The organism is Streptococcus pseudopneumoniae (assembly GCF_038148935.1).
Classification (GTDB): domain Bacteria; phylum Bacillota; class Bacilli; order Lactobacillales; family Streptococcaceae; genus Streptococcus; species Streptococcus pseudopneumoniae_U.
Genome location: NZ_JBBJZX010000095.1, coordinates 1 through 7,405, shown reverse-complemented (window position 1 = coordinate 7,405; position 7,405 = coordinate 1). Strand labels below are relative to the sequence as shown.

General features: G+C 40.0%; 7 protein-coding genes. 4 read left to right on the top strand and 3 right to left on the bottom strand.

From position 1 onward, the window contains the following. Window positions 1-124: 124 nt before the first annotated feature. The 3 genes from nrdF to nrdH form a co-directional block, all read right to left on the bottom strand. Entirely contained in the window at window positions 125-1,087 is a 963-nt protein-coding gene (gene nrdF / locus WKI42_RS08850) for a class 1b ribonucleoside-diphosphate reductase subunit beta (protein WP_000451364.1), read from the bottom strand. Between the two features lie 187 nt (window positions 1,088-1,274). Beyond that, a complete protein-coding gene (nrdE, locus tag WKI42_RS08845) occupies window positions 1,275-3,434 on the bottom strand; it encodes a class 1b ribonucleoside-diphosphate reductase subunit alpha (RefSeq protein ID WP_173307222.1) in 2,160 nt (719 codons plus the stop codon). 80 nt (window positions 3,435-3,514) lie between these two features. After that, the gene (nrdH, locus tag WKI42_RS08840) at window positions 3,515-3,733 is read right to left on the bottom strand and encodes a glutaredoxin-like protein NrdH (protein ID WP_000259242.1); all 219 of its coding nucleotides are present in this window, start codon (window positions 3,731-3,733) and stop codon (window positions 3,515-3,517) included. A gap of 349 nt (window positions 3,734-4,082) precedes the next feature. On the opposite strand from nrdH, the gene WKI42_RS08835 reads away from it, so the two are divergent. The 4 genes from WKI42_RS08835 to WKI42_RS08820 all read left to right on the top strand — a co-directional run bounded on the left by WKI42_RS08835 (window position 4,083) and on the right by WKI42_RS08820 (window position 7,310). After that, window positions 4,083-4,346: a phosphocarrier protein HPr gene (locus tag WKI42_RS08835; protein WP_000146947.1), complete on the top strand. Its 264-nt coding sequence runs from the start codon at window positions 4,083-4,085 to the stop codon at window positions 4,344-4,346. A gap of 5 nt (window positions 4,347-4,351) precedes the next feature. Further along, window positions 4,352-6,085, top strand: coding sequence for a phosphoenolpyruvate--protein phosphotransferase (ptsP, locus tag WKI42_RS08830; protein ID WP_368081720.1), 1,734 nt, complete (start codon window positions 4,352-4,354; stop codon window positions 6,083-6,085). Window positions 6,086-6,219: 134 nt separating this feature from the next. Further along, window positions 6,220-6,714 (top strand): YkgJ family cysteine cluster protein, encoded by a 495-nt coding sequence (locus WKI42_RS08825; RefSeq protein WP_000031484.1) that lies wholly within the window; start codon window positions 6,220-6,222, stop codon window positions 6,712-6,714. 56 nt (window positions 6,715-6,770) lie between these two features. Continuing rightward, window positions 6,771-7,310: a ClbS/DfsB family four-helix bundle protein gene (locus WKI42_RS08820; protein ID WP_368081719.1), complete on the top strand. Its 540-nt coding sequence runs from the start codon at window positions 6,771-6,773 to the stop codon at window positions 7,308-7,310. Window positions 7,311-7,405 lie beyond the last annotated feature (95 nt).

Sequence of the window (7,405 nt, the reverse complement as noted above, 5' to 3'; positions counted from 1 at the left end):
TAGGAAGCTAGCCGTAGGTTGCTCAAAACACAGTTTTGAGGTTGTAGATAAGACTGACGAAGTCAGTGAGCATATCTACGGCAAGGTGAAGCTGACGTGGTTTGAATTTGATTTTCATTGAGTATTAGTCCAAACCGTAGTTGTAGTCATCATCTTGCATGGCTTCAACTTCACCAAGGAGGTAACCATTTCCGACTTGAGAGAAGAAGTCGTGGTTGGAAGTTCCTGTTGAAATACCGTTCATAACGATTGGATTGACATCATCTGCTGAATCTGGGAAGAGTGGATCTTGTCCCAGGTTCATGAGAGCCTTGTTAGCATTGTAGCGAAGGAAGGTTTTGACTTCTTCCGTCCAACCAACACCGTCATAAAGACTTTCTGTATAGCCTTCTTCATTTTCATAAAGAGTATAGAGCAGGTCGTACATCCATTCTTTGAGTTTTTCTTGCTCTTCTTCAGGTAATTCATTGAAACCAAGTTGGAATTTATAACCAATGTAGGTTCCGTGAACAGACTCGTCACGAATAATCAATTTGATGATTTCCGCAACGTTGGCAAGTTTGTTGTTACCAAGATAGTAGAGGGGAGTGAAGAAACCAGAGTAGAAGAGGAAGGTTTCGAGGAAGACACTGGCAACTTTCTTTTCAAGTGGGCTACCGTTTAGGTAGATTTCGTTGACAATCTCAGCCTTCTTTTGCAGATAAGGATTGGTATTGGTCCATTCGAAAATTTCTTCAATCTCAGCCTTGGTATTCAAGGTAGAAAAGATTGATGAATAAGATTTAGCATGGACAGATTCCATAAATTGGATGTTATTGAAAACAGCTTCTTCATGTGGTGTACGGATGTCTGCGCGAAGGGCTTGAACCCCTGTTTCAGATTGCATGGTATCAAGAAGGGTTAAACCACCAAAAACTTTTCCGACCAAGTCTTTCTCTTTGTTAGATAGTTTTCTCCAGTCATCCAAGTCATTTGACAAGGGAATACGTGTATCGAGCCAGAATTGCTCTGTCAACTTTTCCCAAGTTGATTTATCGATGACATCTTCGATGGCATTCCAGTTAATGGCTTTGTAGTAAGTTTCCATTTGAAATCTCTTTCTGTGTTTAGTATTGCGAACTCACAATTATTTCTATTTCACCATAATTCTATAGGAGTATCGCACAAAAAGTCGGAAGCCCGACTTTTAAAATGTTACATAAATTATGTTATGACATAGTAGATTTGATTTTATCAGTGCTGCTTAGGGAAAAATAGTGTTTCTATGCTAGAAACTAAATCACACAGCTTTCACATTGGTTGGCACCGACTTCTCCACCATCGTCTGTAAAGGTACGGACGTAGTAGATAGACTTGATACCCTTGTTAAAGGCATAGTTACGAAGGATAGACAAGTCACGTGTCGTTTGTTTATTTTCTTTCTTCCATTCGTAAAGACCTTTTGGAATGTCACTACGCATAAAGAGAGTGAGTGAAAGTCCTTGATCCACGTGTTCAGTTGCAGCAGCGTAAACATCAATCACCTTACGCATATCCATGTCGTAGGCAGAAGTGTAGTAAGGAATGGTTTCTGTTGACAAGCCAGCAGCAGGATAGTAGATTTTACCGATTTTCTTTTCTTGGCGTTCTTCGATACGTTGCGTAATCGGGTGGATAGAAGCAGAGACGTCATTGATGTAACTGATAGAACCATTTGGCGCTACAGCAAGGCGGTTTTGGTGGTAAAGACCATCTGCTTGAACCTTGTCGCGAAGTTCAGCCCAGTCAGCAGCACTTGGGATAAAGACATCTTTGAAGAGTTCTTTAACACGGTCTGATTTTGGAACAAACTCGCCAGTTATATACTTATCAAAGTAGCTTCCCTTAGCATAGTCTGATTTTTCAAAGTTGTGGAAGGTAATACCACGTTCACGAGCAATATTGTTTGACTCAATCAAAGTCCAGTAGTTCATAAGCATAAAGTAGATGCTTGTAAATTCAACAGACTCAGGCGATCCATATTCAATCAGTTGTTGTGCAAGGTAGCTGTGAAGTCCCATGGCACCAAGACCAAAGGTATGAGCTTGGCTATTTCCATGGTCAATAGTTGGTACAGCTACGATGTGTGAACTATCTGTAACGAAAGTTAAAGCACGAACCATAGCACGGATTGAGCGACCAAAGTCAGGTGAAGTCATCATGTTGACCACGTTGGTTGAACCAAGGTTACATGAAACATCCGTCCCCATTTGAAGGAATTCTTGAGCATCGTTGATCAAGCTTGGTTCTTGGACTTGAAGAATCTCAGAACACAAGTTACTCATGATAATCTTTCCATCAACAGGATTTGCACGGTTAGCAGTATCGATGTTGACGACATAAGGGTAGCCAGACTCTTGTTGCAATTTAGAGATTTCAGTTTCCAAATCACGCGCCTTGATTTTTGTCTTGCGAATATTTGGATTTGCGACCAATTCATCGTATTTTTCAGTAATGTCGATGTAGTTGAATGGCACATTGTATTCTTTTTCTACAGAGTAAGGGCTGAAGAGGTACATTTCTTCATTTTTACGCGCCAATTCGTAGAATTTATCGGGTACTACAACACCAAGTGAAAGGGTCTTAACACGAACTTTTTCATCGGCATTTTCTTTCTTAGTTGAAAGGAAGGCGATGATATCTGGGTGAAAGACATTGAGGTAGACAACACCAGCACCTTGACGTTGACCCAATTGGTTTGAGTAAGAGAAGCTATCTTCGAAAAGTTTCATGACTGGTACGACGCCAGAAGCTGCTCCTTCATACCCCTTGATAGGTGCCCCTGCTTCACGAAGGTTGCTGAGGGTAATTCCCACACCACCACCAATACGTGAAAGTTGAAGAGCTGAGTTGATAGAACGTCCGATAGAGTTCATATCATCAGTTACCTGAATCAGGAAACATGATACCAACTCTCCACGACGAGCACGTCCAGCATTGAGGAAAGAAGGAGTAGCAGGTTGGTAGCGTTGGTGGATGATTTCATTGGCAATATCGATTGCAACAGCTTCATTCCCATCAGCGAAATAAAGGGCGTTAAAGAAGACACGGTCTTCCATACTTTCAAGATAGTATTCACCGTCGTTAGTTTTCAAAGCATATTGATTGTAAAACTTATAAGCTGCCATGAAAGACTTGAATTGGAAGTTTTGTTCTTTAATAAATTGCGACAATTCTTCCAAGAACTCTGGACGGTATTTCTTGATAAAGGCTGTTTCGATGTAGTTATGTTCAATGAGGTAGTTGATTTTATCTTTAATTGAATCAAAAACCATAGTGTTTGGAACGACATTTTCTTTAAAGAAGGCGTCCAAGGCTTCCTTATCTTTATGAAGCATGATTTGTCCATTGACAGGACGGTTGATTTCGTTATTGAGACGGAAGTAAGTCACGTCCTCAAGATGTTTTAATCCCATAAAATTTCCCTTATCTAATTACAAAAGAAAGGCTTCTAAGTTAGCCCTAGAAGCAGTTTCTTCTGGATGATGTACTAAGATTATGCTAATTGTTTCAGTTTTCCTGGTTGGAAACCTGAAAAGACTTCAGTTGGTGTTTGAATAATAGGAGCTGCGCTAAAACCGAGTTCTTTGACTTGATCGATGTACTCAGGCTGCTCATCAAGATTGATTTCTTTATATTCAACGTTATTACTGTCCAAGAAACGCTTGGTCATTTTACATTGGACACAATTGTTTTTAGAATAAACGGTTACCATTGTGTAACTCCTCTTTAAAATTTAATTCTATCCTAGTATATCAGAAAATAAAAATTTGTCAATGATTTGAACTAAATATAGTGGTCAGTTTTTCTACTCAAGCTCACAAAACACAATATGTAGTGTTTGCTTTATAAAACAGCAATGATTATCCTATAAATCGTTTTTAAAGAAACTATATCCTGTGTTTTGTTATCTAGGATAGAAGATTTTCAGCAAGTTATCTGAAAGGAAATTGAAGGAAAATCCAGAAAATGCTTGAAAAAAATCCTAGAAGATGATATAATACCAAATTGTAAGGGTTATCACATATAACTCAAAAAAGAAAGAACAAAAGGAGAGTCAAACTATGGCTTCTAAAGATTTCCACGTAGTGGCAGAAACAGGTATTCACGCACGTCCAGCAACATTGTTGGTACAAACTGCTAGCAAATTTGCTTCAGATATCACTCTTGAGTACAAAGGTAAATCAGTTAACCTTAAATCAATTATGGGTGTTATGAGTCTTGGTGTTGGCCAAGGTGCTGATGTAACTATCTCAGCTGAAGGTGCAGATGCAGATGACGCTATCGCTGCAATCTCAGAAACAATGGAAAAAGAAGGATTGGCATAAGGGAAATGACAGAAATGCTTAAAGGAATCGCAGCATCTGACGGTGTTGCAGTTGCAAAAGCATATCTACTCGTTCAACCGGATTTGTCATTCGAGACTATTTCAGTCGAAGATACAAACGCAGAAGAGGCTCGTTTGGATGTTGCTCTTGAAGCTTCTCAAAACGAGCTTTCTCTTATCCGCGAGAAAGCTGTAGGTACGCTTGGTGAAGAAGCGGCTCAAGTTTTTGACGCTCATTTGATGGTTCTTTCTGACCCAGAATTGATTGGTCAGATTAAAGAAACAATTCGTGCTAAGAAAGTCAATGCAGAAGCAGGTCTTAAAGAAGTGACTGATATGTTCATCACTATCTTTGAAGGCATGGAAGACAACCCATACATGCAAGAACGTGCAGCGGATATCCGCGACGTGACAAAACGTGTATTGGCAAACCTTCTTGGTAAGAAATTGCCAAATCCAGCTTCTATCAATGAAGAAGTAATCGTGATTGCTCATGACTTGACACCATCTGATACAGCTCAATTGGAAAAAAACTTTGTAAAAGCTTTTGTAACAAACATCGGTGGACGTACAAGCCACTCAGCTATCATGGCACGTACACTTGAAATTGCAGCTGTATTGGGAACAAATAACATCACTGAAATCGTCAAAGACGGTGATATCCTTGCCGTTAACGGAATTACTGGTGAAGTGATTATCAACCCAACAGATGAACAAGCGGCAGAATTTAAAGCAGCTGGTGAAGCTTATGCTAAACAAAAAGCTGAATGGGCACTTTTGAAAGATGCTCAAACAGTGACTGCTGACGGTAAACACTTCGAGTTGGCTGCTAACATCGGTACTCCAAAAGACGTTGAAGGTGTTAACAACAACGGTGCAGAAGCTGTTGGACTTTACCGTACAGAGTTCTTGTACATGGATTCTCAAGATTTCCCAACAGAAGATGAGCAGTATGAAGCATACAAGGCTGTTCTTGAGGGAATGAATGGTAAACCAGTGGTTGTTCGTACAATGGATATTGGTGGAGATAAGGAACTTCCTTACTTCGATATGCCACATGAAATGAACCCATTCCTTGGATTCCGTGCCCTTCGTATCTCTATTTCTGAAACTGGAGATGCAATGTTCCGTACACAAATCCGTGCCCTTCTTCGTGCTTCTGTTCATGGTCAATTGCGTATCATGTTCCCAATGGTTGCCCTTTTGAAAGAATTCCGTGCAGCTAAAGCAGTTTATGAAGAAGAAAAAGCAAACCTTCTTGCTGAAGGTGTTGCAGTTGCGGATGACATCCAAGTTGGTATCATGATTGAAATTCCTGCAGCAGCCATGCTTGCAGACCAATTTGCAAAAGAAGTAGACTTCATGTCAATTGGTACAAACGACTTGATCCAATACTCAATGGCGGCAGACCGTATGAACGAACAAGTTTCATACCTTTACCAACCATATAACCCATCAATCCTTCGCTTGATCAACAACGTTATCAAGGCAGCTCACGCTGAAGGTAAATGGGCTGGTATGTGTGGTGAGATGGCTGGTGACCAAAAAGCTGTTCCACTTCTTGTCGGAATGGGCTTGGATGAATTCTCTATGTCAGCGACATCTGTCCTTCGTACACGTAGCTTGATGAAGAAATTGGATACTGCTAAGATGGAAGAGTACGCAAACCGTGCCCTTACAGAGTGTTCAACAATGGAAGAAGTTCTTGAACTTCAAAAAGAATACGTTAACTTCGATTAATGTCATTAACCTTGTAACCTAGTTGCAAGGTTTTTTTGACGCATTTTAGAAAAGTATAGTCTTGTAAAGTACACTTTTAAATGCTCCGGAGGCATGGTATAATAGGGGAAAGTAAATAGAATAAGAGAGAAACCATGTCTAAAGAAATTGATATTGAGTATTATCACCAGCTGGCCTTGCAAAAGCAGAAGGAGCACCGTAAAGTTTTAGCCAATCTAAAGAAAAAACCTCCTAAAAACCTAGACAAGATAGCCCAGCAGATTCACCAAGAAGTCTTTTCGGAGATTGACTGCACCGCCTGTGCCAACTGTTGCAAGACATTGGGGCCTGACTTCAAGGAAGCAGACATCACTCGTATCGCCAAGTATTTTAAAATGAAATTACCTGCTTTTGAAGCAGAGTTTTTGCAAGTAGATGAAGATGGGGACAAGGTTTTTAAATCCATGCCTTGCCCATTTTTAGGAGGAGATAATCTCTGTTCTATCTATGATGTTCGTCCAAAGGCCTGTCGTGAATTTCCCCATACGGACCGTAAAAAGATCCATCAAATCAACCATCTGACGATTAAGAATACCTTAACCTGTCCAGCAGCCTATCTCTTTGTGGAGAAATTAAAGGATAAGTTATAGAGAGTTAAAGGATAAAAAATTTCTAATAATAACTAACAATATGAAGGGAGAACTCTGTGCCTAGACCGAGAACGAAAGAGGAATTAGTATTATCCTCTAAGGAAAATTATGAAAAGCTCAATCGTTTCATCTCCCAACTAAGTGAAGATGAGCTACAGACTCCATTTGATTTTTCAAGAGACCCAAAGAAAAAAGAAGCTCACTGGAAAAGGGATAAAAACCTGCGGGATGTCTTGATCCATCTTTATGAATGGCAGCAGTTACTTTTGACCTGGGTACATTCTAATCAAAAAGGTCACGAAAGATCTTTTCTTCCTGAAGCTTATAATTGGAAAACTTATGGAGAAATGAATGTCGCTTTTTGGAAGAAGCACCAGAAAACCTCCTTAGAAGAAGCGACTAGACTCCTAGAACAATCACATAGAGAGGTTTTAGAGTTGATAGAAGTTTTTAGCAATGACGAACTCTTTACCAAAGGTGTCTATAAGTGGACGGGTGGGACAAGTCTAGGTTCTTACTTTGTCAGTAGCACGTCAAGCCACTATGGTTGGGCTCTGAAAAAACTCAAAGCTCACCGGAAGAATTGTAAGGGATAGATGGCCTGTTTGAAATTGCAAGAATGAGTTCTTTTAAACGTAATACTCTTCGAAAATCAAATTCAAACTGCGTCAACGTCGCCTTGCCGTACTCA